This is a genomic window from Streptomyces sp. P9-A2, from assembly GCF_036634175.1.
GTDB classification, from domain to species: domain Bacteria; phylum Actinomycetota; class Actinomycetes; order Streptomycetales; family Streptomycetaceae; genus Streptomyces; species Streptomyces pratens.
Genome location: NZ_JAZIFX010000001.1, coordinates 3,085,134 through 3,108,405 on the forward strand (window position 1 = coordinate 3,085,134; position 23,272 = coordinate 3,108,405).

Annotated in this window: 19 protein-coding genes and 2 pseudogenes; 5 read left to right on the forward strand and 16 right to left on the reverse strand. The window is 69.4% G+C overall.

The features are described 5' to 3' along the window. Positions 1-3: 3 nt before the first annotated feature. The 3 genes from V4Y04_RS13950 to V4Y04_RS13960 all read right to left on the reverse strand — a co-directional run bounded on the left by V4Y04_RS13950 (position 4) and on the right by V4Y04_RS13960 (position 2,416). Positions 4-1,296 carry an extracellular solute-binding protein gene (locus V4Y04_RS13950; RefSeq protein WP_332428124.1) on the reverse strand — a complete coding sequence of 431 codons (1,293 nt, stop codon included), beginning with the start codon at positions 1,294-1,296 and terminating at the stop codon, positions 4-6. Positions 1,297-1,508: 212 nt separating this feature from the next. After that, positions 1,509-1,814 carry a DUF3039 domain-containing protein gene (locus tag V4Y04_RS13955; protein WP_332428125.1) on the reverse strand — a complete coding sequence of 102 codons (306 nt, stop codon included), beginning with the start codon at positions 1,812-1,814 and terminating at the stop codon, positions 1,509-1,511. Between the two features lie 29 nt (positions 1,815-1,843). Continuing rightward, complete coding sequence (locus V4Y04_RS13960) at positions 1,844-2,416, reverse strand: YqgE/AlgH family protein (RefSeq protein WP_332428126.1); 573 nt, start codon at positions 2,414-2,416, stop codon at positions 1,844-1,846. 319 nt (positions 2,417-2,735) lie between these two features. Between V4Y04_RS13960 and murA the strand changes: the two genes are divergently transcribed. Then, positions 2,736-4,082, forward strand: a complete 1,347-nt coding sequence (gene murA / locus V4Y04_RS13965) for a UDP-N-acetylglucosamine 1-carboxyvinyltransferase (RefSeq protein WP_332428128.1) — start codon at positions 2,736-2,738, stop codon at positions 4,080-4,082. Positions 4,083-4,679: 597 nt separating this feature from the next. On the opposite strand, the gene V4Y04_RS13970 is transcribed toward murA, so the two are convergent. The 10 genes from V4Y04_RS13970 to V4Y04_RS14015 all read right to left on the reverse strand — a co-directional run bounded on the left by V4Y04_RS13970 (position 4,680) and on the right by V4Y04_RS14015 (position 16,696). Then, complete coding sequence (locus V4Y04_RS13970; protein ID WP_332428130.1) at positions 4,680-4,961, reverse strand: HU family DNA-binding protein; 282 nt, start codon at positions 4,959-4,961, stop codon at positions 4,680-4,682. Between the two features lie 448 nt (positions 4,962-5,409). Further along, positions 5,410-6,834 carry an NAD-dependent malic enzyme gene (locus V4Y04_RS13975; RefSeq protein WP_332428132.1) on the reverse strand — a complete coding sequence of 475 codons (1,425 nt, stop codon included), beginning with the start codon at positions 6,832-6,834 and terminating at the stop codon, positions 5,410-5,412. A gap of 447 nt (positions 6,835-7,281) precedes the next feature. Then, positions 7,282-9,699: a HelD family protein gene (locus V4Y04_RS13980; RefSeq protein WP_332428134.1), complete on the reverse strand. Its 2,418-nt coding sequence runs from the start codon at positions 9,697-9,699 to the stop codon at positions 7,282-7,284. A 59-nt stretch (positions 9,700-9,758) separates the two neighbouring features. Then, the gene (locus V4Y04_RS13985; RefSeq protein ID WP_332428136.1) at positions 9,759-10,541 is read right to left on the reverse strand and encodes an anti-sigma factor; all 783 of its coding nucleotides are present in this window, start codon (positions 10,539-10,541) and stop codon (positions 9,759-9,761) included. Between the two features lie 50 nt (positions 10,542-10,591). Further along, positions 10,592-11,197 (reverse strand): sigma-70 family RNA polymerase sigma factor, encoded by a 606-nt coding sequence (locus V4Y04_RS13990; RefSeq protein ID WP_332428137.1) that lies wholly within the window; start codon positions 11,195-11,197, stop codon positions 10,592-10,594. Positions 11,198-11,523: 326 nt separating this feature from the next. Beyond that, positions 11,524-12,135, reverse strand: a complete 612-nt coding sequence (locus V4Y04_RS13995) for a CGNR zinc finger domain-containing protein (protein WP_332428139.1) — start codon at positions 12,133-12,135, stop codon at positions 11,524-11,526. Between the two features lie 197 nt (positions 12,136-12,332). Next, the gene (locus V4Y04_RS14000) at positions 12,333-13,622 is read right to left on the reverse strand and encodes a uroporphyrinogen-III synthase (RefSeq protein ID WP_332428141.1); all 1,290 of its coding nucleotides are present in this window, start codon (positions 13,620-13,622) and stop codon (positions 12,333-12,335) included. A gap of 165 nt (positions 13,623-13,787) precedes the next feature. Beyond that, positions 13,788-15,143, reverse strand: a complete 1,356-nt coding sequence (locus V4Y04_RS14005; protein WP_332428143.1) for a nitrate/nitrite transporter — start codon at positions 15,141-15,143, stop codon at positions 13,788-13,790. A 177-nt stretch (positions 15,144-15,320) separates the two neighbouring features. Beyond that, positions 15,321-16,199, reverse strand: a complete 879-nt coding sequence (locus V4Y04_RS14010; protein WP_332428144.1) for a hypothetical protein — start codon at positions 16,197-16,199, stop codon at positions 15,321-15,323. 26 nt (positions 16,200-16,225) lie between these two features. Beyond that, on the reverse strand, positions 16,226-16,696 hold the full coding sequence (locus V4Y04_RS14015; RefSeq protein ID WP_332428146.1) for an ATP-binding protein: 471 nt from the start codon (positions 16,694-16,696) through the stop codon (positions 16,226-16,228). A 226-nt stretch (positions 16,697-16,922) separates the two neighbouring features. Between V4Y04_RS14015 and V4Y04_RS14020 the strand changes: the two genes are divergently transcribed. From V4Y04_RS14020 to V4Y04_RS14030, 3 genes are all read left to right on the forward strand, one after another. Beyond that, entirely contained in the window at positions 16,923-17,777 is an 855-nt protein-coding gene (locus tag V4Y04_RS14020) for a helix-turn-helix domain-containing protein (protein ID WP_332428148.1), read from the forward strand. Between the two features lie 11 nt (positions 17,778-17,788). Then, a complete protein-coding gene (locus V4Y04_RS14025; protein WP_332428149.1) occupies positions 17,789-17,962 on the forward strand; it encodes a DUF397 domain-containing protein in 174 nt (57 codons plus the stop codon). A gap of 235 nt (positions 17,963-18,197) precedes the next feature. Continuing rightward, positions 18,198-18,611 (forward strand): hypothetical protein, encoded by a 414-nt coding sequence (locus V4Y04_RS14030; RefSeq protein WP_332428150.1) that lies wholly within the window; start codon positions 18,198-18,200, stop codon positions 18,609-18,611. Positions 18,612-18,696: 85 nt separating this feature from the next. Here V4Y04_RS14030 and V4Y04_RS14035 read toward each other — a convergent pair whose 3' ends face one another. Together V4Y04_RS14035 and V4Y04_RS14040 are read right to left on the reverse strand one after the other, a co-directional pair. Then, positions 18,697-19,044, reverse strand: coding sequence for a hypothetical protein (locus V4Y04_RS14035; protein WP_332428152.1), 348 nt, complete (start codon positions 19,042-19,044; stop codon positions 18,697-18,699). A 160-nt stretch (positions 19,045-19,204) separates the two neighbouring features. Then, positions 19,205-21,535: pseudogene (locus V4Y04_RS14040) on the reverse strand (polymorphic toxin-type HINT domain-containing protein); the annotation flags it as partial. A gap of 395 nt (positions 21,536-21,930) precedes the next feature. Here V4Y04_RS14040 and V4Y04_RS14045 point away from each other — a divergent pair. Further along, positions 21,931-22,272: a DUF5713 family protein gene (locus V4Y04_RS14045; protein ID WP_332428153.1), complete on the forward strand. Its 342-nt coding sequence runs from the start codon at positions 21,931-21,933 to the stop codon at positions 22,270-22,272. 25 nt (positions 22,273-22,297) lie between these two features. On the opposite strand, the pseudogene V4Y04_RS14050 reads toward V4Y04_RS14045, so the two are convergent. Then, positions 22,298-23,173, reverse strand: a pseudogene (locus V4Y04_RS14050) (IS5 family transposase). Positions 23,174-23,272 lie beyond the last annotated feature (99 nt).

The following is a 23,272-nucleotide window of genomic DNA, read 5'->3' on the forward strand; positions in this document are numbered from 1 at the left end:
GGGTCAGCCCACCGAGCCGAATGCCTCGTTCATCTTCTTCGCGGCGTTCCCGGACGCGGACGCCACGTCCTTCTTGCCGCTGACGACCTCCTGGAACATGGTCGGCAGGACCAGCGAGGCGTCGATCCGCGCCCAGGCGGGCGAGGCCGGCACGAACTTGGTGTCGGCGGCGAGGGTCTCGACGAACGGCTTCAGGAACGGTTCCTTGGCGGCCACCTGCTGCCGCACGTCCGAGAAGGTCGGCAGGAAGCCCATCGCGTCGAACAGTTCGCCCTGCGCCTTCTTCGAGGCGAGCCGTCGCATCAGGTCGACGGCGAGGGTGCGGTGCGAGGTCGACTTCAGGACGCCGAGGTTGTTCCCGCCCGCGAAGGCGGGGGCGATGGATCCGGACTTCACGCCCGGCAGCGGCACGACGGCGTACTTGCCCTTCACGGCCCCGGCCTCGATCGCGGCGTGGCTGAAGTCGCCGCCGATCGCCATGGCGGCCTTGCCCGAGGCGAAGGCGGTCACCGTGTCGTTGCCGCCCATGCCGGCGCACTTGGCGGCCGGGCAGTTGTCGTCGCCGAAGAGGGAGGTGTACGCGTCGATGCCCTTGCGGGCGGCGGGGGTGTCGATCGCGGAGGCGTACGAGCCGCCCTTGCCGGTGGCGAGTTCACCGCCGTGGGCCCAGATGAACGGCATCGCGCCGTAGGTGTAGGCGCCGCCGACGGCGATGCCGTACAGGTCGGGCTTCGCGGCGCGGATCCTCTGCGCGGTGGAGATCAGTTCGGCCTGGGAGGCGGGGGGTTCGAGCCCGAGTTCGTCGAAGACGTCCGTGCGGTAGTAGAGGGCGCGGACGCCCACGAAGTACGGCGTCCCGTAGACCTTGCCGTCGACGGTGACCGACTGCCGGGCGGTCGGGTCGGTGTCCTTGGCCTCGTCCCAGTCGCCGAACTCCTCGGTGACGTCGGCGAGTCCGCCGTCCTTGACATAGCCGGCGGTGTCGGTGTTGCCGTACTCGACGAGGTCGGGCGCGGACTTCGGGTCGTTGAAGGCGGCCTTGATGCGCTCGGCGCGGGTCTCGACCGGGATGTACTCGACGGTGACCTCGGTGCCGTCGTGCGCCTTCTCGAATCCGGCGACGACGGACTCGACGACCTTTTCCTTGGGTGCGTTGTTGACCTCCTGGAAGAGCCAGACCCGTAAGGTCCCGGTCTTCTCGTCCTTGTCGGAGGAGGAGTCCCCCGAAGTCTGGGGCGCGCAGGCGGCGGTGGCGAGGACGGCCGCGAGGGCGACCAGGCGGACGGACAACTTCATGGACTGCATCCTCCGATGAGGTGTTGCAACATGCGCAACGCTGATTTCGCTGTGCACAACAACACCGGAGGCTAGGGACTGAAGGAACCAGTTCACAAGAGGTCTCCACCACTCTGTGACCGGCTGACGCACTCCGCGCAACGCGCGGGCACCACAAAGGCCCCCAGGGCGCACAAAACGCGTCCGGGGGCCCGAGGCCGGGGCCGGCGCGGCTACTTGGCGCCCTTGCCCTTGCCGCCCTTGCCGCTCTTGTCCTTGTCGTCGTCGCCGCCGCTCATGGACTCGTAGATCTCCTTGCACATGGGGCAGACGGGGTACTTCTTCGGGTCCCGGCCCGGCACCCACACCTTGCCGCACAGCGCCACGACGGGCGTGCCGTCGAGAGCGCTCGCCATGATCTTGTCCTTCTGGACGTAGTGGGCGTAGCGCTCGTGGTCACCGTCGCCGTGGGAGGTCTGCGGCGTCGGCTCTACAAGGGTCCCCGTACCAGTCCCGCGCTCGGGCTCAAGAGTGCTCATGAATCAAAGGGTACTGAAGCTCACACGCATCAGTTGAGCGAAGGGTCGTCCGGATAGGTGGCCACCATCGCCAGTTCGCCGCGCTGGCGGCGCAGCACCTCGCGCCAGAGCCGCTCCGGCACCGGGTACGCGATGTCGCCGGGCTCCGACTCCACGACGTACCAGGCGCCCTCCAGCAGCTCGTCCTCCAGCTGGCCGGGGCCCCACCCCGCGTAGCCGGCGAAGATCCGCAGCGAGCCGAGAGCGGCCGCGAGCAGCTCCGGCGGTGCCTCCAGATCGACCAGCCCGATCGCCCCGTACACCCGGCGCCAGCCCAGCGGGGCGGCCCCGCCCCCCGTCCCACCGGGGACGACGGCGACGCCGAGGGCCGAGTCCAGCGACACCGGGCCGCCCTGGAAGACGACCCCCGGTTCACCGGCCAGGCCCGCCCAGCCCTCCAGGATGTCCCCCACGCCCACCGGGGTCGGGCGGTTGAGCACAACACCGAGGGAGCCCTCCTCGTCGTGGTCGAGGAGGAGCACGACCGCACGGTCGAAGTTCGGGTCCGCCAGGGCCGGCGTGGCCACGAGCAGCCGCCCTGTGAGCGAGGACACCTCGGTCATGCCAGACATGATTCCGCATCTTCCCTTTCTGTGGGGAGGCAATCGGGGTACGGGGGCGAACACGGCCGGCCGGCGCGTGAGCGGCCTGATGGGCCGCCGGTCCGGGACGGCCCCAGCGGGGCCGCGGGCGCCCGGCGGGCGTACGGAAGCACCTCCGGCGCACGGTGACGGCGGTGACCCCCAGTGGCCGGAGGGGAACCGCTCGTGTCCCGGTGGCCACGGGGACGGGACCGGGCCGCGCACGGGCTGGTGGAACGGGCATGGAGGGCGACTACCCTTGCCCTTCTGGCCCCTGCCCCCTCCACGGAACGCGAGATCCATGACCGTCAACGGCGCTGAAGACGTCCTGCTTGTCCACGGCGGAACCCCGCTGGAGGGGGAGATACGTGTCCGCGGTGCGAAGAACCTCGTACCGAAGGCCATGGTCGCCGCTCTGCTGGGCAGTGAGCCGAGCCGGCTGGGCAATGTTCCGGACATCCGTGACGTCCGGGTCGTACGAGGGCTGCTCCAGCTGCACGGGGTGACGGTCCGCCCGGGCGAGGAGCCCGGTGAACTGGTGCTCGACCCCACGCACGTGGAGAGCGCCAACGTCGCCGACATCGATGCCCACGCGGGTTCGTCCCGCATTCCGATCCTGTTCTGCGGCCCCCTGCTGCACCGGCTCGGGCACGCGTTCATCCCGGGACTGGGCGGCTGCGACATCGGCGGCCGGCCGATCGACTTCCACTTCGACGTGCTGCGCCAGTTCGGCGCGACGATCGAGAAGCGGGCGGACGGCCAGTACCTGGAGGCCCCGCAGCGGCTGCGCGGCACGAAGATCGAGCTGCCGTACCCGTCCGTCGGCACGACGGAACAGGTGCTGCTGACGGCGGTCCTCGCGGAGGGCGTCACCGAGCTGTCCAACGCGGCGGTGGAGCCGGAGATCGAGGACCTGATCTGCGTCCTGCAGAAAATGGGCGCGATCATCGCGATGGACACCGACCGGACCATCCGCATCACCGGTGTGGACAAGCTCGGCGGCTACAACCACCGCGCCCTCCCCGACCGCCTGGAGGCCGCCTCCTGGGCGTCCGCGGCGCTGGCCACCGAGGGCAACATCTACGTCCGCGGCGCCCAGCAGCGCTCGATGATGACGTTCCTGAACACCTACCGGAAGGTGGGCGGCGCCTTCGAGATCGACGACGAGGGCATCCGGTTCTGGCACCCGGGCGGCCGGCTCAAGTCGATCGCCCTGGAGACGGACGTCCACCCGGGTTTCCAGACCGACTGGCAGCAGCCGCTGGTGGTCGCCCTGACCCAGGCGACGGGGCTGTCGATCGTCCACGAGACGGTCTACGAGTCCCGCCTCGGCTTCACCTCGGCGCTCAACCAGATGGGTGCGCACATCCAGCTCTACCGCGAATGCCTGGGCGGTTCCCGCTGCCGCTTCGGCCAGCGCAACTTCCTCCACTCGGCCGTCGTCTCGGGCCCGACCCAGCTCCAGGGCGCCGACCTGGTCATCCCCGACCTGCGCGGCGGCTTCTCCTACCTGATCGCCGCCCTCGCCGCCCAGGGCACGTCCCGCGTCCACGGCATCGGCCTGATCAACCGCGGCTACGAGAACTTCATGGACAAGCTGGTGGAGCTGGGGGCGAAGGTCGAACTCCCCGGCAAGGCACTCGGCTGACGGACCGAACCCGACAACCCCGCCACCAGCGCCACCCACCCGGCCGGGGGTCCGGGGGTCGCCCCCCGGGCAGACACAGCATGGACAAGCTGGTGGAGCCGGGGGCGAAGGTCGAACTCCCCGGCAAGGCACTCGGCTGACGGACCGAACCCGACAACCCCGCCACCAGCGCCACCCACCCGGCCGGGGGTCCGGGGGTCGCCCCCCGGGCAGACACAGCATGGACAAGCTGGTGGAGCCGGGGGCGAAGGTCGAACTCCCCGGCAAGGCACTCGGCTGACGGACCGAACCCGACAACCCCGCCACCAGCGCCACCCACCCGGCCGGGGGTCCGGGGGTCGCCCCCCGGGCAGACACAGCATGGACAAGCTGGTGGAGCCGGGGGCGAAGGTCGAACTCCCCGGCAAGGCACTCGGCTGACGGACAGAACCCGACAACCCCGCCACCGACGCCACCCACCCGGCCGGTCGAGCTTCCGGGCAGGGCGCTCGACCGGCCGGAAACAGCCTTGCCAAAGGGGCGGCCACCTGATCGGTGGCCGCCCCTTTGGCGTCGCTGTGCGTCGTACGCCGTCCCGGGACGTACGAACAGCAGGATTTACTTGCCCTTGGCGGCTTCCTTGAGCTTCGAGCCCGCGGAGACCTTCGCGCTGTAGCCGGCCGGGATCTGGATCGGCTCACCGGTCTGCGGGTTGCGCGCGGTGCGAGCGGCACGGTGGGTGCGCTCGAAGGTCAGGAAACCGGGGATGGTGACCTTCTCGTCCCCCTTGGAGACGATGTCGCCGACGATGTCGGCGAACGCGGCCAGCACGGCGTCGGCGTCCTTGCGGGTCACCTCGGCGCGGTCGGCCAGCGCGGCCACCAGCTCACTGCGGTTCATGTTGTTACTCCCGTGTTCTTCTTGCCGTTGAGGCGTGCCACGCGGCGGGGCCGCGATTGGGGCACGACCAAGCCGATGCTGCCAGGGTCCTCGGTGAGTCCCCCGGACCCGGGTACTTATTCGGGCCCGCACGCCCCTGGAGTACTGCCCCCTGAACGTGGTCCCGGTGGAGCATCCTGCCTCTACCTGCGGCGGTAACGCCAATCCGGCACCCGCAGGAGCAGCGATATCACCTATGGAGTCACCCGTGGGAGTCACCCGGGGGGCTCCCACGGCCCGACCCACGGTGACGCTGCGTCCGCTGCCGGCAGCGGACCGCGGATACCGGGAGTCCGAGTCACGGCCGCCACCCTAAAGGGCGGCCGTGGGTCACGGGTTCCACGACGCGCCGAGCGCACACCTACCGTGGTGATGGTCACAGCCGAGGCGGCCCCCGATGGGGGCCCCGCTAGACGGCCGTGGCGGGGGTCTCCGTGCTCTTCGCGGCTTCCCGTACGGCGTCGGCGACCGCGCCCGCGACCTTGTCGTTGAACACGCTCGGGATGATGTAGTTCGCGTTCAGCTCGTCCTCGGTGACCACGTCGGCCAGGGCCTGCGCGGCGGCGAGCATCATCTCGGTGTTGACGGTCCGGGACTGGGCGTCCAGCAGGCCGCGGAAGACACCCGGGAAGACCAGCACGTTGTTGATCTGGTTCGGGAAGTCGGAGCGGCCGGTGGCCACCACGGCCGCGGTCTGGCGGGCGACGCCCGGGTCCACCTCGGGGTCGGGGTTCGCGAGCGCGAAGACGATCGCGTCGTCGGCCATCGCGGCGATGTCGTCGCCGTCGAGGACGTTCGGGGCGGAGACGCCGATGAAGACGTCCGCGCCGCGCACGGCCTCCTTCAGCGTGCCGGTCAGGTTCTCCGGGTTGGTGTGGTGGCCGATCCAGCACAGCGGGGAGTCGTCGGGGGCGTCCACCAGATCCGTGCGGCCCGCGTGCACCACACCGTGGATGTCGGCGACGACGGCGTTCTTCACCCCGGCCGCGATGAGCAGCTTGAGGATGGCCGTGCCGGCCGCGCCGGCGCCGGACATGACGACCCGGATGTCCTCGATCGCCTTGCCGGTGACCCGCAGCGCGTTGGTCAGGGCCGCGAGGACGACGATCGCGGTGCCGTGCTGGTCGTCGTGGAAGACGGGGATGTCGAGGGCCTCGCGCAGCCGGGCCTCGATCTCGAAGCAGCGCGGCGCGGAGATGTCCTCCAGGTTGATGCCGGCGAAGCCCGGGGCGATCGCCTTGACGACCTCGACGATCGCGTCGGTGTCCTGCGTGTCGAGGCAGAGCGGCCAGGCGTCGATGCCGGCGAACCGCTTGAACAGGGCCGCTTTGCCCTCCATCACGGGCAGGGCCGCCTTCGGGCCGATGTTCCCCAGGCCCAGCACGGCGGAACCGTCCGTCACGACCGCAACGGAGTTGCGTTTGATGGTGAGGCGGCGGGCGTCCTCGGGGTTCTCGGCGATGGCCATGCAGACGCGGGCCACACCCGGCGTGTAGATCATCGAGAGGTCGTCGCGGTTGCGGATGGGGTGCTTGGACGCCATCTCGATCTTGCCGCCGAGGTGCATCAGGAACGTACGGTCCGAGACCTTGCCCAGGCTGACGCCCTCGACCTCGCGGAGCTTCTCCACGATCTCTTCGGCGTGCCCGGTGGAGGTGGCCGCGATGGTGACGTCGATACGGAGCTTCTCGTGGCCGGACGCGGTGACGTCGAGGCCGGTGACCGTGCCGCCGGAGGACTCCACGGCGGTGGTGAGCTGAGAGACGGAGGCTCCGCTCGCCGGCACCTCCAGCCGGATGGTCATCGAGTAGGAGACGCTGGGCGCCGTTGCCATGGCCGACTTCCTCTGCTTTTACCGTGTAGCTGCTTTGTGCCGTCCGATCGTCGCACCTACCGCCGAGTACGCGGTAGCCGCATCCGATTGCGAACGTTTTGGTCACGGCGAAAGCGGGTAGCTGCGAAAACCGCCGGAAAGACTGTTCCACCATACGAGAAGTCGAGGGCTGTTCGTAAGCCAACGCGAGAGGCCCATGTCACCCGGAAGTGACATGGGCCTCTCGGTTGTTCAGTGACACCGACCCGCCATGCTCGCCTCGCGGCAAGTGGTCGCTCGTAGCGACGAAGGTTGGGCCCGGGGGCTTGGATCGGGCCGGTGTCACTTGCCAGGTTAACAAACGGATGGCGTAGAACCATTCCCGCGAGCGGGCCATTTACCGACGGACGCCGATGGACGCCGATCGGCGCCGGTCGGCCGACGGTCGGCCGACGGTCGGCCGGTGGATCAGTCCCTCAGCAGGTCCGGGACGCCGGACGCGTCCGGTTCGTCGCGTTCGGTCGAGACGACGGTGAGCTGCTGGGTGGCACGGGTCAGGGCGACGTACAGGACACGCAGGCCGGCCGGGGACTCGTCGGCGATCTCGGCCGGGGAGACCACGATCGTCGCGTCGTACTCCAGGCCCTTGGCCTCCAGGCTGCCGAGGGCCACCGCCCGGTCTCCGAGCCCGTCCAGCCAGCGCCGCGCCTCCTCGCGGCGCTGCATGGCGACCACCACACCGACCGTGCCGTCCACCCGCTCCAGCAGCCGGGCCGTCTCCGCGCGCACGGTACCGGCGAGCGACGCCCCCGCACCGACGCCGTTCCCCTGCGCCTGAACCGGCACCGGCACCGGCACCGGCACCTGGGTTTGTACCTGCCCCTGCCCCTGCCCCTGCCCCTGTCCCTGTCCCTGTCCCTGTCCCCTGCCCGTGGTCACGAAGCGCGGTTCGACGCCGGTGGAGCGCACCGCCCTCGGTGACACGGAGCCGGGCATGGCGAGCGCGAGCACCTTGGCGGCGAGTTCGGCGATCTCGGCCGGGTTGCGGTAGTTCACGGTGAGCTCGAAGCGGCGGCGGGGCCTGCTGCCGAGGGCCTCGTCGCGGGCCCGTGCCGCCTCGTCGGGGTCGGACCAGGACGACTGGGCGGGGTCGCCGACGACCGTCCAGGTGGCGTGCCGGCCGCGCCGGCCGACCATGCGCCACTGCATGGGGGTGAGGTCCTGGGCCTCGTCGACGATGACATGGGCGTACTCGGTGCGTTCCTGGGCGAGGCGTTCGGCCCGCTCGCGCTGCGACTCCTCGCGCACCGGCATCAGTTCCTCAAGACCGGTGAGCTGGTCCAGCGGGTCCAGCTCCCGCCTGCGCCGGGGTCGGGCGGGGGCGCCGAGGACGGCCTGGAGTTCGTCGAGCAGCGCGATGTCGTGCACCGACCGGCCGCCGCGCCGCAGTGAGCGGGCGACCTTGCGGATCTCGCCCGGGTCGAGGACGCGCCGGGCCCAGCGGCCGAGGCGCCGTTCGTCGGCCATGGCGTCCAGCACGGCGGCCGGGGTCAGCTCGGGCCACCATGCCTCGAAGAAGGCGAGGAAGTCGTCCTCGGTGGTGATGTCGTCATCGAAAGAGGAGCGCAGTTCGGCGGCCAGCTCCGGGTCGGTGTGCCGGCCGCCCGCGCCGGAGCGCTTCCACAGGGCGTCCAGGAGCAGCCTGCGGGCGCGGGGGCGCAGCAGGTTCACCGGGGCGGTGCCGCCGAGGGCGGTGTGGCGGACGGCCGACAGTTCGTCGGCGTCCAGTTCGATCCGCCGGCCGAAGGCGACGACGCGCAGCCGGGTCGGCGTGCCGGCGCTCTCCAGGGCGCCGCGCGCGGCATGGCGAATCACCCTGAGCATGCGGGACGAGCCCTTGGCGCGGGCCACCGCCGGGCTGTCGTACAGGGTGGCCTCGGCGCCGTCGACCAGGGAGCCGATGGCGCGGATGGCGACCTGGCCCTCCTCACCGAGGGAGGGCAGGACGCCCTCGGTGTAGGCGACCAGGAGCGGGGTGGGCGAGACGATCAGGATGCCGCCCGCGTACCGGCGCCGGTCCTGGTAGAGCAGGTAGGCGGCGCGGTGCAGGGCGACGGCGGTCTTGCCGGTGCCGGGGCCGCCCTCGACGTAGGTCACGGAGGCGGCGGGGGCGCGGATCACCAGGTCCTGCTCGGCCTGGATGGAGGCGACGATGTCCCGCATGCTGTGCGTCCGGGCCTGGCCGAGCGCGGCCATCAGCGCGCCGTCGCCGATGACGGGCAGCTCGCGGCCGTCCAGGGAGGCCGTCAGCTCGGGGCGCATGAGGTCGTCCTCGACGCCGAGGACCTTGCGGCCCTTGGAGCGGATGACGCGCCGGCGCACCACCCGGCCCGGGTCGACCGGGGTGGACCGGTAGAACGGGGCGGCGGCGGGCGCCCGCCAGTCGATGACCAGCGGGGTGTAGTTCTCGTCGAGGACGCCGATCCGGCCGATGTGCAGCGTCTCGGCGATGTCCGCGGTGTGGTCGGGGCGGACAGCGCCCTCGGCGGGTTCGACGGCGGTGTAGGCGCCGTCGGGTCCCTTCTTGCCGTCCTTGCCGAGGAGCAGATCGATCCGGCCGAAGAGGAAGTCCTCGAACTCGTTGTTCAGCCGGTTGAGGTGGACGCCGGCCCGGAAGACCTGGGCGTCCCGTTCGGCGAGCGCGCCGGGCGTGCCGACCTGGCCGCGCCGGGCGGCGTCGTGCATGAGGAACTCCGCCTCGTGGATTTTTTCCTCGAGCCGTCGGTACACCCGGTCGAGGTGTTCCTGTTCGCCGCTGATCTCCCGGTCGCGAACGGAATCGTGAACCGGATCGACCGCGGTTTCCTGCTGAGCCTGAGCGGCCACCGGGCCCCCTTCTGACGTGCTGGGCAGCCGTCAACCGTACGCGAAGGGGGCCCGTCCTGCTACGCGTCGATTTCGACGAGCTTCTCGCCGTCGAACGTCACGAACTCGTAGCTGTCGATCTCGTCGGGATCGAACGAGACGCCGCCCTGGACGTGGAGCGGCTGCTTGGCCTTGTCCGTCGTGGCGTCCGGCAGGCCGTAGCCCCACTCCGGGACGTTCCAGGAGGTCGCCGTCTCCCGCTCGCCGTTCTTGCCGACGACGATCAGGGCGCACTTCTTGGAGCCCTTGACGTTGGTGATCTGCGCGGCGAGGCCGGTGCCCCAGTCCTTCTCCTGGAACGCCACGGTCACGGAGACCCCGGTGACCGGGTCGGTGGCCGTGAGCTTGTCGGGGATCTGGTCGAAGACGTCCTTCGCCGGGTCGGCGGAGAGGGTGCGGTTGGTGTTGCCACCGCCCCCGCTGCCGCCGTCGCCCCCGCCGTTCGCCGCGACGGCGACGAAGGGGCCGCTGACGATCAGGGCGCCCGCGGCGGCGACCATGTAGAAGTTGCGGCGGCGCTTCTTGGCGCGGCGCTCGGCGACCTCGTCGACCAGCTTCTCCACCACGCGCGGCGCCGGCTTGACCGACAGCGACTCACCGAGCGACGGCGTCGTGCCGGTGCCGGGCAGGTCCGCGAGGGCGGCCAGCATCGGTTCCATACCGGCGAGTTCGTCGAGCTGCTGGGCGCACCACTCGCAGCCGGCGAGGTGCCCCTCGAACGCGGTCGCCTCGGCATCGTCGAGGATGCCGAGAGCGTAGGCACCGACGGTCTCGTGCTCGTTCGGCGCCGGTGATTCCTGCATGGCACCAGACATACCCGTACCACCCGCTCCGAATCCCCCGTACACGCTCATCACGCCGTCACCCCCCGCTCCTCCAGTGCCAGCTTCATCGAACGCAGGGCGTAGAACACCCTGGAGCGCACCGTGCCGCTGGGTATTCCGAGGGTCGCGGCCGCCTCGTTCACGGTACGTCCCTTGAAGTACGTCTCGACGAGGACCTCCCGGTGGGCAGGGGTCAGGTCGTCGAGTGCGTCCGACAGCGTCATCAGCCACAGCGCCTTGTCGATCTCGTCCTCCGCGGGGATGACCTCCAGCGGCGACGGATCGACCTCCTGCGGCCGGGCCTGCCGGCTGCGGTGGCCGTCGATGACGATGCGCCGGGCGACCGTCACCAGCCAGGGGCGTACCGATCCGGTCGCCCGATTGAGCTGACCGGCGTTCTTCCAGGCACGGATGAGCGTCTCCTGCACCACGTCCTCGGCTCGCTGCCGGTCGCCCGCGACCAGCCGGAGGACATAGGCGAGCAAAGGCCCGGCATGCTCCCGATACAGCGCACGCATCAACTCCTCGTCGGGTTCGTTCGACGAAGACGATGAGGACGATGAGGACGCAGACATGCGATGTCGGGCCCTCGCTCCACGTTCATTGGCCACGGCCGCATCCTTGCGCACGCCCACCTCCGGTGTCCCGGGGATCCCCCCCGTCGGTCGCTCGACATGGGTACGGACGCGGTGCGTGGGGTGTTCAACATGAGGTGACAGTTTTCCGGGGGACGGGGCGAAGACCGGGACATGGGAGCACATTCCCCCCGCCCCTCCTTCACATTTCCCCCACATGCCGATGGCGGGGCGGGTTGCCCGCGCCGCCCGGAAGGCAAACCGGGCGTGAGCGAAGTCACTTCAAGATTCAAGGAACGGGAAGCGGCGGGAAACGGTAGGAGAGTTTACGTAAGCCGCATACGGGACAGCGGAGTTCAGGGTGCCCGTGAAGTGAGGCGGCCGGGTCAGGCGCGGGTGAGGGCGGCGGCCCTGCGGCGGTGGCGTGCCACACGCTCGCGGTTTCCGCAGACCTCGCTGGAGCACCAGCGCCTGCGGCGGCCCCGCGAGGTGTCCAGGTACACGATCGGGCAGTTGTCGCCCTCGCACTGCCGCAGGCACGCGCGCGCGTGCGGATCGGTGAGCAGGTCCACGGCGTCCCGGGCGATCGCCGCGAGCAGCGCGGCACAGCCGGGCGGCGTCTCCAGCCGCCGCACCAGCGCCCCGTCGTCCCCGGGGACCGCGCGCGGCGTGGGGGGCGCGGCGCGGGCGATCTCGTTGACGCGGGTGAGCGCGAGGTCGTACGCGGCGTTGCCGGGCGCCGGCCGGACGTGCGCCAGAGAGACGTGCACCAGACGGGCGAGGTGGCCGCGCAGTTCCCGGAAGGCGACCGGCCAGGCGCCGTCGGCGTGGGCCAGCGGGGTACCGGCCGGGATGAGTCCGGAGCCGGTGATCCAGGCGCTCAGCACGTCGACGGAGCCGAGCCGTTCCTCGGGATGTGTGGTCGCGAGGAGATCCAGACAGATCCGCCCGGTGTCGAACCGCAGCTCGTGGGGCGCCGTGACCGTACCCAGTGCCATGTGCCTGTCACCGCCTAGAGTTCACCCCGGTCGCGTGGGGGCCGGGACGATGCGAGTGAGGAATCCGCTCCGGAGATCCGTTCCGGGAATCCGCTCTCCCTACAGTGCCTGCCCGCTCCTCCGCCCGGAACCCCCCGGCCGGGAACCCCTCACCCGGGGCCCCGGGCCCGGACGTCCCGGCCCGGCGCCGGTCGTGTTCAGGCGCCCCCGTCTCCGTCCCCGTACTTCGCGTCCGCCTGCGGGTCCAGAGCCAGGCGGTAGCCGCGCTTGACGACCGTCTGGATCAGCCTGGGCGCGCCGAGGGCGGCACGCAGGCGGGCCATCGCGGTCTCCACCGCGTGTTCGTCGCGGCCGGTGCCCGGCAGCGCGCGCAGCAGCTCCGCGCGGGCGACGACCCAGCCGGGACGGCGGGCCAGCGCCCGAAGCAGCGACATGCCCGCCGGTGGTACGGGGCGCAGCTCACCGTCCACCACGACGGCGTGCCCGCGGATCTCCACCCGGTGCCCGGCGACCGGCAGCGAGCGGACCCGACCGGGCAGCTCCCGGCAGAGCAGCTGGACGAGGGGCCCGAGCCGGAAACGCTCCGGATGGACGGTGTCGACACCCCGGGCCTGCAACGGCAGCGCGGTGACCGGGCCGACGCAGGCGGGCAGGACGTCGTGCCCGAAGGCGGCGAGGACGTCGTCGAGCAGGCCGCGCTCACCGGCCCGGGACAGCAGGGACATGACGGCGGGCGCGCTGGTGAAGGTGACCGCGTCCAGGGTCCGGGCGACGACGGCGTCCAGCAGCCGGTCGACGGGGGCGATGTCCTCCGGCGGCATCCACCGGTAGACGGGCACCCCCACCACGTCCGCTCCCGCGGCCCGCAACGACTCCACGAACCCGGGCAGCGGTTCGCCGTGCAGCTGGAGGGCGATCCGCAGTCCGTCGACGCCCTCCTCCAGGAGCCGGTCGAGGACCTCCGCCATCGACTCCGACGACGGCGACCACTCCTCCGTCAGCCCGGCGGCCCGGATCGCGCCCTTGACCTTCGGCCCGCGGGCCAGGATCCGCGCCCCGCGCAGCCGCGCCAGCAGATCCTCGCCGAGCCCCCAGCCGTCGGCGGCCTCGACCCAGCCGCGGAAGCCGATCGCCGTCGTGGCGACCGCGATGTCCGGGGCCTGCCCGATGATCTCCTTGGTGGCGGCCAGCAGCTCGCTGTCGTCGGCGAGCTGCACGATCCGCAGCGCGGGGGCGTGCAGGACGGCACCGCCGCGCCGCTGGAGCAGCGTGCCCAGTTCGTCGGCCCGGCGCGCGGCGGTCACACCCACGGTGAAACCCGCGAGCGGCCCGTACTCCGGTGCCTGCCCGGGGTTCCGCCCTGTCGGCCCGTCCGGCTGTTCCGGCTGACCCGGTTGGCCCGGCCCGTCCGACCGGCCCGTCCGATCCGAATCGTCCGGCCCGTCCGGCCCGTCCGGCTGGTCCGGGTTCTGCTGTGCGTCGTACATGGTTCTCGTCCCGCTCTCGTCCCGCACTCGAGTCGGTGTGCTGCGTCCACTCTGCTGCGTCCACTGTGCTGTGTGAGGCACGGCTCGTCCTCATTCCTCATGCCGAACCGAGCCTGTCAATGCTCCATGACAGGCTCGGTTCGGCTCCATGTCACCCGTGTTACGTCACACCTCGGCATAGCTGAGCTGGGACTTCTCCTCCGTGACGGCCGTCGCGGCGGTCGGCCGGGCCGGGCGGCGAAGGTATACGGCCCGGGTGACCACCAGGCAGACCGCGTAGAAGGCCAGGAAGACGGCGAACGCGCCGGTGCCGGAGCCGGAGGAGAGGAAGGACTGACGAAAGGCGAGGTTGATGCCGACGCCGCCGAGCGCGCCCACCGCGCCGATCAGCCCCATGGAGGCCCCGGACAGCCGGCGCCCGTACGCGGCCGCCTCCTCGCCGCTCAGCCCCCGGGCCAGCGCCTTGGCCTGGAAGATCCCCGGGATCATCTTGTACGTCGAGCCGTTGCCCAGGCCGGTCAGCACGAACAGCACCACGAAGGCGACGGTGAACAGCACCGGCGACTTCTGTGCGGAGGCGACGATCAGCACCCCGGTCGCCACGCCCATGCCGACGAAGTTCCACAGCGTGATCCGCGAGCCGCCGTACCGGTCGGCGAGCCTGCCCCCCACGGGACGGATCAGGGAGCCGAGCAGCGGGCCGACGAAGGTGACGTAGGCGGCCTGCAGCGGGGTCCGGCCGAACTCGTTCTGGAGCACCATCCCGAAGGCGAAGCTGTAGCCGATGAACGAGCCGAACGTGCCGACGTAGAGGAAGGACATGATCCAGGTGTGCGGGTCCCGCGCGGCGTCCCTGGCGGCACCGGTGTCGTTCCGTACCGAGGCCAGGTTGTCCATGTACCGCGCGGCGAGCGCGGCGGCCACGACGATCAGCGGGACGTAGAGGCCGAGCAGTACCCGGGGCCCGCCGCTCGCCCCGATGACCGCGAGGGCGACGAGCTGGATCACCGGGACGCCGATGTTGCCGCCGCCGGCGTTCAGTCCGAGCGCCCAGCCTTTCTTCCGCAGCGGGAAGAAGGCGTTGATGTTGGTCATGGACGAGGCGAAGTTGCCGCCGCCGATGCCGGCCAGCAGGCCGACCAGCAGGAACGTGGAGAAGGACGTCCCGGGTTCCATCACGGCGAACGCGGCGACCGTGGGAACGAGCAGCAGCGCGGCGGAGACCACCGTCCAGTTCCGTCCGCCGAACACCGCGACGGCGAAGGTGTACGGGACCCGGACCACGGCGCCGACCAGCGTCACCACGGAGGTCAGCAGGAACTTGTCGGCGGGGCTCAGCCCGTACTCCGGGCCCATGAAGAGCACCAGCACGGACCACATCGTCCACACCGAGAACCCGATGTGCTCGGACAGCACGGAGAAGAGGAGGTTCCGGCGGGCGACCTTCTCCCCGGTCCGCTTCCAGAAGGTCTCGTCCTCCGGGTCCCACTGCTGGATCCAGCGGCCGCTGGGGGCTGTCATGGGGCCTCCACTGTTCTCCGGGGCGCGGGCGGGTGCCGCGAGGTGATGGTCCCGAAGGTAGGGAGGCGGCGTTTCCGTCACGGTGGCACCCGGTGACCGCCAGGGAACGTTGCTCTCACCCGCGGTGAGGGCGGGATGAGAGGTGGCCGGTACCGGGCGCGGGCGACGCCGTGAGGTTCAGGGCCGCGGGGGCTGCCAGTGGGGGTTCTGCTGGGGGTTCTGCTGGGGCTGGAACCCGGGCGGCTGGGCGGGCTGTCCGTACGGTGGCTGCGGCTGGGGATGACCGTAGGAGCCGGGCGGCTGGACGGGGGGCTGCGGTGGGGCGCCGTACGGGGCGGTCTGGGCGTACGGCATCGGAGGCTGCTGCTGGGGCTGGTGACCGTAGCCGGGCACGGGCGCGGGCATCCCGGGGACCTGGGCGCCGTACGGGCCGCCGCCGAAGGGGTTGCCGTGGCCCGACATCTGCCCGCCCGGGGGCAGGTAGCGCACCCGGCCGGTCTCGTCCGTCACCGGGGCGAATCCGGCCGCCCGCAACCGGGCGGCGAACTTGGCGTTGCGCTTGCGGGTGAGGACCAGGCCGACGCCGAGGAAGGCCATGAGGAGCAGCCAGGCCCCGCCCGCGATGATGAGGCCCGAGGACTCGCCCTCGAACCGGATGGCCATGGCTCCGCCGCCGATGGTGGCAGCGAGGGCCCCGATACCCAGCCGCTTCTCGGCGCTCTTCCCCGTGAGGTCGAAGTTGATGCGGGCCTTCAGGAGTTCGAAGGCGTCCGGCACGAGAGGCGGCACCGACACCCCGTCGCCGGCGTTCGGGTACTGCGCCCAGTTCTGCGCGGCACGGGCCCGGGCCTGCGGACCGGGATCGGGCACGATCAGCATCTTCAGCTGACCGTTGTTCCCGCCACCCTGCCGCACATCCGCGTACTCGTACCCGAACTGCTGGGCGGTGAAGGCGAGTCGGGCGAGCTTCTTCACAGAAGCCATCGCACTGGTGAGCTCGACCGGCTCCCCGCTCGCCATCGACCGCAGCATCTTCTGCGTCTGCCACTTACTCATTCGCGCCCGCCCCCTGGCCACACCGTTCACTTCCGCAACAGGGGCAGTTTCGCACGCCCGTCCACTTCGAACCAGAGCAGCTTTCCGACGCCTCGCCCCGGTGCACCGTCACCGAGGGCCCAACCGCCCCAGGAGTCGGCGTGCTCCCGCACGAGACGCAGCCCGCGCCCGGTTTCGGCGTCGGGCGGAGCAAGCGGGACGGAGTCGTCGCGGGCCCCGCTGAACGGGGCGGGGATGTACGGGTCGCTGTCCCACACCCCGATCCGCAGCCGGCCGCCGCTCAGCCCCGTGAGCCGCAGGGAGGCGGGCCCCTTGGTGTGCAGGTAGGCGTTGGTGACCAACTCCGACGTCAGCAACTCCACGACGTCGACGGCATCCTGCATACCGTGCCCGTCGAGCGCCGCCCGCACCGTCACACGTGCGACGCGTACCGCGCGGGGGTCATGGGGGAGGCGAAGGGCGTACGTCCAGGGGTGGGGCGGGGCTACGGTGACCATGGTCGTCTCCGGGGATCAGAGGGGGACTCGGGTTTCGCACTCACGGCCGCGCCGGGCGGTGGCAGTGCCTCGGTCGGTGCGCTTCCGGCTTACGAGCGCGACGGATGGGCGATATCGCTACGGTAGAGCCGAAATGGAAGATGAATCTCCCAACTGCGGGAGTTTCATCTCCAATTAGCTCGTGTGAGGGACATGAGAGCCGCTTCGCGGCCAGGAAGGACACGCTGTGCCGCCCACGAACAATCCCACGCTGCGGCAACGGAGACTGGGCGCCGAGCTGCGCAAACTCCGTGAAAGAGCGGGGTTCACGGTGACCCAGGCCGCCGAGCACCTGGGCGTCAACCAAGGGCGCGTGAGCATGATCGAGACCGGTCGCAGCGCCGTGAGCGCCGACCTCGTGCGCGGGATGGCATCCGCCTACGACTGCTCCGACGAAGCCTTGGTGGACGCGATGGCCGCAATGGCCGGGCGCAGGCCCCGGGGCTGGTGGGAGGAGTACCGCGAACATCTGCCCGCCGCGCTTGTCGACCTGGCAGAGCTCGAACACCACGCGACCGCCCTACGCGTCGCCCTGGTGATCCACATTCCGGCGCTGCTGCAGACCACCGACCACGCCCGCGCCCTCTTCCGGGCCGTGGTGCCGCCCATGCGTCAGTACGAGATCGAGCACCGTCTCACCTACCGCATCAAACGGCAGGGCATCCTGCACCGAGAGGATCCGCCGTCCTACTCAGCGATCATTCACGAGTCGGCCCTCCGCATGGGCTTCGGCGGCCCTTCCGTGTCTCACGGCCAGCTCACGCACCTGCTCGACATGGGCGAGATGCCCCATGTCACCATCCGAGTGATCCCGTTCGGCACGGCCTACTTCCCGAGCACCGGCCAGTCCTTCGACTACCTGACGGGCGCTGTAGCACAGCTCGACACGGTCCAACTGGACACGCACCACGGGGGCTGCGGATTCCTGGACTCGGAGGCACAGTTGGCCAAGTACCGCTCCGTACTGGACCACATGACATCCTGCGCACTCGGTCCCGCCGAGTCCCGCGACTTCATCCACAACCTCATCCGGAAAGCCTGAGAAGGAACACCGTGCAGACCATCCGTTGGCGCAAGTCGAGCCACAGCGGCGACAGTTCGAACTGCGTCGAAGTGGCCACCCCTCCCGCCACTGTCCTCATACGCGACTCGAAGGACGCGTCCGGCCCCCAACTGGGCCTCTCCCCCACCACGTGGGTCGCCTTCCTCACCCACCTCACGAAGTGACCATCGAAGTCGAAGGTGAGCTGGAGGCAGGCATGCTTTCGGTCTGCCGGATCGGCCCCGTAACGCCAAGGCGACCGCGCCCCGTCCCAGCCGCTTCCTGACACTCATTGCCGCCGAGGCCCGTCAGGTCCTCGGCGCGGCCCGCACTGACCGGCTGCATGCGCTGTACGAACTCGCCCTGCGCAAGGACGGACTTCTCGGCCTGCACTGGGAAGACCTCGACCTCAACGGCGGCATGGCCAGCATCCATAGCTCCCTCCAGCTCGCCCACACCAGCGGTCTGATCACCCTGCACACCAAGATCCACACTTCCGAACGCCCCATCGCCCTACTTATCAAGTACATCAACTCGCCCAAAATTCACCAGGAACGGCAACAGGAAGAGCGCCAAGCCGCCGGAACGGGCTGGACGGACAGCGACCTCGCCTTCACCACCCCGAAGGGCAAACCGCTCGACCCCACCAACCTCACCCGCCGCTTCTACCGCCTCCTCCGCAGCGCAGGACTCCGGACCATCCGTTTCACGACTTTAGACACTCGGCAGCCCGGAGATCACCGAGACGGCCAACGGCGACAGCGACGAACCGCTACCTTGCACCGCCCTCGTCCGTTGACGTTGCCGTCAACTACTGCCGTCACCCCATGCTGAAGCCCCGCCAGACGCCGCCTGGCGGGGCTTCAGCATTGCTGTCGCATATGCCGGACTCGGCATCAGCTCGGGCGCAGTCAGTCGCCTATCCCCCGGAGGGAATCTGTCGCAGCAATTCACCAAACAAGAATTGCATGAATCCTTCGAAATCTCGCGCAATCACCTGCACCCCAGACTCTTCCACCTCATAGACATCACCGATGAGGGATCCGCCTTCCAGTCGAACAATCTCTCCGGTTTGACGATCGACGGCAAACAATGCGCCGCCACCGTCAGAGCCAAACACGGCCACAATCCGATCGGGCACGCTACGCACCTGCGTTGGCCGAGTACCGCGCACCCCCTCAACCACGCACTCGGCCTCGTCGACAAAGAACCCTGGACCGACATCAGGCAAGGAGATTTGCGCAACGTGCGAATAGAACTCGATCAAATCCCTCGCACCTGCGCCACTCAAGACCGCAGCAAGCGCGTCACGACCGCTGTTATCAGCAACTCTTGACACATAATGCTCGCCTGGCGGATACCCATACGCAGTCTCGAACCCTGCGACGAACCGTGAGGCCAGGCGCGACATTTCACCGATCCAGCTATCAACGTTCGGCCCAGAAATAGGCACCGTATCCCCTATCGATCTGTCCCGCGAAGTCTTCGATTTGAGCTCGCGAGGGGTTCGGGTTCATGTCATGGAACCATTTCCACTGGTTGGTTATCTCTTGATGGACATTGGCTCCACGGGACTTCATCCTACTGCCGGGCACTCCACGCATGTTGGATGGCGCATCGAAATCAAAGTCACCAAACCCCGGGTGGTTTCGATACTCCTGCGGGATGGCATGGTGGGCATCCCAATCATCTGGCAGCCGCTTCATGCTGCTGCGGTGCAAGTACGCCTGGAACCTACCGCGGTAGTTGCCGATGTCGATGGTGGGGGCTTCAGGCGCCTTGCCCGTAGGACATCCGTTGCTGTTGTGAACGAGTACCGGCGTCTGACCGGCGAGCACATAGTACGTGTGAAGGTCGTCCACCGTGAGGTTGTAGGTGCGAGCGTGCTTACTGTAGGGCCGATTCGCCGTGACGATGACCGTGTCGCCGGCGTCGGTCAACAGCGTCACTCCTGGGGCAAGCGACGCGGCCTCCACCCACTCGTCCGCCGAAGGTGACCAGAACGGGTGCTCATGAGTGGCTGTGAGTTTTTCAATGCCATCTACGGTGGCGATATAGAGTTGATTGAAGTGCTTGTCATCCTCGGTGATGATCAGCTTAGTGACTTCGCGAGGACCAGTTTCTCCGGTCTCAGGGTCTGTGGCGTGGACTGCATCGCCGACCTTGATGTCCTCAATATCCTTAGTGGTGCCGTCAGCCATGAGGACATCAGTGCCGGCAAGGAAGCAACGCGTGCACGTGACTGAATCAACAACATCGTCGGCCTTCTTCGCTTTTAGGCCCTTCAGGAGCTTCAAGCCCTTCAGGGCCTTGACCCAGGGAAGGTCAGTCGCAGCCCAGCCGCAATGGGAATTGATGCCGGGGTTTTTTCCGCACGCCTTCCACTCGTCAACCTCCGGAAGGGCCACGAACTTGATCATCGCCCAAACCCCCGGGACCTCCGGGACGGGAGAGTGATAGGGGCGGTTATCGTTGATGTACTTGTCTACGGATTCCCCATACCCGCTGTAACCAACCGAGGAACAGCCTGGGAAGCCACATCGGTAATCAGCAGCTGCTGAATTGGTGGTGCCAACGCTGCCAGTGCTGCCGCCTCCGCCCCCGCCGTGCGGCGTGCCCCGCACCGCGCCGTCGGAGTTCAGCCCGCCGCCCGGGTCGCCCTGGGTGCCGCCGTCGGGACGGGTCCAGCCGTTGCCGTCGTTGCAGCTGTCGCACCACAGTCCACTCGGGTCGCTGTGGCTGACCGGGCTGTTGCTGCTGTACGCGTACCCGTTCATCTGCAGCGGGTCCGCTATGTCGATGACCGGGTCCGCCGAGAGGAAGCGGCCGGAGTCCTGGTCGTACTCGCGGGCGCCGATGTGGGTCAGCCCGGTGGCCGCGTCGTCGATGCCGACGCCCAGGTAGCCGCGCTTGTTCGGCCACACCGTCGGCTTGGCCCCGCGGGTTTCGCCGTAGGGCTTGAAGGCCCGGCGGGTGACCGCCTGGCCGCTCGACAGGGCGACCGCCGTGTTCGCCGTGCCGAGGTGGTCGGTGAGCAGCACGCTGAGCTGGTGACCGGTCGTCGCGCCGTTGCTCGTCGTGCGGGTCACCGACGGCGCGCCGGCCTGCCCGTAGGTGCGGGAGGCCCGGACGACCGCCCCCGAGGCGTCGGTCGTCACCTCGGTCTCGCCCAGGTAGAGCGTCGAACCCGACGGGGAGTTCTCCAGGACACGGTTCCCGGCGGTGTCGTAGACGTACGTCGTCTTCTTGCCGTCGTCCGTGATCGTGTCGAGCCTGTTCTCGTGCGTCCAGGTCAGGTTCTGCGTGGTGGCGGGCAGGTCACGGACCCGGGTGCTGCCCGTCGCGTCGTACGTGTAGTTGCTGCCCTTGCCGGCCGGGGCGGAGCTGACCCATTTCATGGTGTGCGGCTGTGGTGTGCCGTAGTGGTACGTGAAGCCGACGTTCTTCGTGGCGTCCGCCGGGTCGTGCTCGGCCATGGCGGCGCGGTTGCCGAGCCAGTCGAAGGTGAAGGACTGACGGTAGGCCGTCCCGCCCGTGGCGACCGTGGCCGCGTCGGGGGCGGTGGCCGCCCGGGTGGAGGCCAGCGAGGCATCCGGGCTCGACACGTCCGTCGACGCGTCGGGGGCGTCGGCCACCGGGCCGGACGAGGCCACGTAGTCGGTGCGGTGGCCCCACGTCGTGCCGTTCGACGCCTTGCAGCCGTTACCGGTGCCCGTCGGGGTGACGTTCGACGTCCAGGCGTTGAGCAGTTCGCCCATCACGTCGTAGGTGAAGCACTGGGTGTCCCACGACGAGATACCCGCGCGCGAGCCAGTTGTCCACCGCAGGTGCCAGCAGGGCCCGAGTCCTTTGCGAGCGGGGGCTTGCAGGGCGCGCCGTATCGGTTCCCTCCCGCTCGGAGGTGGTCGAGACACGCAGGAAGGACTCACGCAGGCTGGGAGGCGCAACGATCGTGGATCTCCTGAGGAGGGCACCGAGCACGGCGGCGTTCACGAAGGCACACAGGAGGAGCCATACGACCCAAAAGCCAATGGCTGGTAGTGCCTGTTGTGAAAGTCCTGGTCACGTGGGATCTGGCATCGATGGGAGCGTCGTTGTCAGTGGCGCTGTGCATGATCGGTGCGTCAGCTTTTCGCGGAGGTAGGGAAGCAGCATGCCGATCACAAACCAGCAGGTAGCGGGACACGCATTCCTGCGGCAGATGTACGACGATTCGTACTTCCCTGATCACGTGGTCGATCAGGGAAAGGCGATCCTGCTGCGGCTGTGCGAACGCATTGAGGCCGAGCAGCCGTCGAATCTGGAGAGCCTGTATGCGCTCACCCAGGCTGCGACGGGGGAGTTCAACCTGCTGGACAGGGAGTTCGTGGCGGCCGGGAGCGGGATCGAGACGGTTGCGCGTGAGTGGATCTGTGACGAGTTTTGCTTCGTCGCGTCGGCATACGGGTTCATGGACGCGGATGCGGAGGAGCTGACCTCCGGCCGGGACTGGTGAACGAGGACGGGAAGACCGCCTCCGATCAAAGCCATTCGTCAAGAGCTGCGATCAGCACGGTCGCCTCGTAGCGGACAGCGAGCTTGTCGTATCGCGTGGCGACAGCGCGATGTCTCTTGAGGCGGTTGACCCCGCACTCGACCGCATGGCGCTCGCGGTAGTCGGCCCGGTCGAAATGCGGCGGCCGGCCGCCGCGGGAGCCGAGCTTTCAGCGGTTGCGCGCCTGGTCAGCCTTATCCGGGATGGTGCAACGGATCCCGCGGCGGCGCAGGTAGGCACGGTTCCTTCGGGAGGCGTACGCCTTGTCAGCACGCACCCGATCGGGACGGACGCGTGGCCGGCCCGGCCCAATGCGAGGCACGCGGACCTTCTCCAGCACGGGTTCGAACTGCGGCGAGTCTCCACGCTGCCCTGCCGTCACCACGATCGACATGGGCTTTTGACCCTGCTCGACGGCCAGGTGCAGCTTGGTGGTGAACCCGCCGCGCGACCTTCCCAGCCCATGATCACGGGGCTCGGTGAAGACGCCACCCAGTGGTTCCTTCTGCAGGTCGCCCCGCTTGCGAGCCCCGGCCGCATGCTGATGGGCGCGGCACACCATGGAGTCGACGCTCAGGTCCCACGTGATCGCACCCTTCGCGTCGGCCAGGGACTGGAGCCGGGTGAGGATCCGCTGCCAGATGCCGTTCCGCTGCCACCAACGGAACAAGTCGTAGACCCGGCTCCACGGTCCGTACGCGACGGGGACGTCCCGCCACGGAACACCGGTCCGAATCCGGAACCGTATGCCGTCGATCAACCGCCGTCGAGGCCAGACAGGCGGCCGCCCCGTCCTGGCACCCTTCGGCAACAACGACTCCAGCACCGCCCACTGCTCGTCAGCGAGATCTCCCCGACCCATGAACCGTGATCATTCACAGCCCAAGATCCACTTTCGACACACGGCCTGAGATCATCGGCAATCTCGGTTCACTGTTCGATGTCGAGCTCGAACCAGATC

What these genes read in the sequence shown, in the direction of transcription:
- V4Y04_RS13950 (WP_332428124.1), bottom strand. Translation starts at nt 1,296, where the DNA reads ATGAAGTTGTCCGTCCGCCTGGTCGCCCTCGCGGCCGTCCTCGCCACC.
- V4Y04_RS13955 (WP_332428125.1), bottom strand. Translation starts at nt 1,814, where the DNA reads ATGAGCACTCTTGAGCCCGAGCGCGGGACTGGTACGGGGACCCTTGTA.
- V4Y04_RS13960 (WP_332428126.1), bottom strand. Translation starts at nt 2,416, where the DNA reads ATGACCGAGGTGTCCTCGCTCACAGGGCGGCTGCTCGTGGCCACGCCG.
- murA (WP_332428128.1), top strand. Translation starts at nt 2,736, where the DNA reads ATGACCGTCAACGGCGCTGAAGACGTCCTGCTTGTCCACGGCGGAACC.
- V4Y04_RS13970 (WP_332428130.1), bottom strand. Translation starts at nt 4,961, where the DNA reads ATGAACCGCAGTGAGCTGGTGGCCGCGCTGGCCGACCGCGCCGAGGTG.
- V4Y04_RS13975 (WP_332428132.1), bottom strand. Translation starts at nt 6,834, where the DNA reads ATGGCAACGGCGCCCAGCGTCTCCTACTCGATGACCATCCGGCTGGAG.
- V4Y04_RS13985 (WP_332428136.1), bottom strand. Translation starts at nt 10,541, where the DNA reads ATGCAGGAATCACCGGCGCCGAACGAGCACGAGACCGTCGGTGCCTAC.
- V4Y04_RS13995 (WP_332428139.1), bottom strand. Translation starts at nt 12,135, where the DNA reads ATGGCACTGGGTACGGTCACGGCGCCCCACGAGCTGCGGTTCGACACC.
- V4Y04_RS14000 (WP_332428141.1), bottom strand. Translation starts at nt 13,622, where the DNA reads ATGTACGACGCACAGCAGAACCCGGACCAGCCGGACGGGCCGGACGGG.
- V4Y04_RS14005 (WP_332428143.1), bottom strand. Translation starts at nt 15,143, where the DNA reads ATGACAGCCCCCAGCGGCCGCTGGATCCAGCAGTGGGACCCGGAGGAC.
- V4Y04_RS14010 (WP_332428144.1), bottom strand. Translation starts at nt 16,199, where the DNA reads ATGAGTAAGTGGCAGACGCAGAAGATGCTGCGGTCGATGGCGAGCGGG.
- V4Y04_RS14015 (WP_332428146.1), bottom strand. Translation starts at nt 16,696, where the DNA reads ATGGTCACCGTAGCCCCGCCCCACCCCTGGACGTACGCCCTTCGCCTC.
- V4Y04_RS14030 (WP_332428150.1), top strand. Translation starts at nt 18,198, where the DNA reads ATGGCCAGCATCCATAGCTCCCTCCAGCTCGCCCACACCAGCGGTCTG.
- V4Y04_RS14045 (WP_332428153.1), top strand. Translation starts at nt 21,931, where the DNA reads ATGCCGATCACAAACCAGCAGGTAGCGGGACACGCATTCCTGCGGCAG.